Source organism: Flavobacterium maritimum, from assembly GCF_040049085.1.
Lineage (GTDB): Bacteria > Bacteroidota > Bacteroidia > Flavobacteriales > Flavobacteriaceae > Flavobacterium > Flavobacterium maritimum.
In genome coordinates this window covers 1-557 of sequence record NZ_JBDLZY010000037.1, presented here as the reverse complement: position 1 = coordinate 557, position 557 = coordinate 1, and the positions used below count along the sequence as shown (strand labels likewise).

At 37.9% G+C, this 557-nt stretch carries 1 pseudogene; it reads right to left on the bottom strand.

Annotation, left to right across the window (positions count from 1 at the left end):
• Window positions 1–557: pseudogene (locus ABEB23_RS18175) on the bottom strand (magnesium chelatase); the annotation flags it as partial.

Here is a 557-nt window from a genome sequence, read left to right as displayed (position 1 = left end):
ATCCAAAATGCTTTTGTAATCCGCATCTGAGGCATCATCTAACAATTCGAAACCGCTTTCCGCGAAAAACCATTCTACAATATCAGAATATGGTGTTTTCTCGTCCGGCTTTTCTAATTTTTCGATTTTAGGAAAATATTCCGGAAATAAAGTCCTGATGGCAGATCCAATTAAACTTTCCGCAACAACGTCTGCTCCCTCCTGCTCTCCTTCGTAAACCAACTCTACTTTTCCTGTAATAGCAGGAATGATTCCAACAAAATCAGATAAACGCAAAGTAGTTTTCTCTACTCCGGAAAGTAAAGCACGACGCTCGGCTGTACTAATTAAGTTTTCGAAAGCGGTAATACTCATTCTGGCACTTACACCACTTTTATTATCGATATATTCGCTTTCACGAGCTTCAAAACTAATTTGCTCTAAAATATCTCTCGCCAAACCTGGCACATAAACCAAATCGGTCTGATTTTGGTCTAACTTAGATTCCTGTTCTGTAATAGTTCTTGCAATTTGAATATTTTCCGGATAATGTGTTAAAATCTGAGAACCAATTCTGT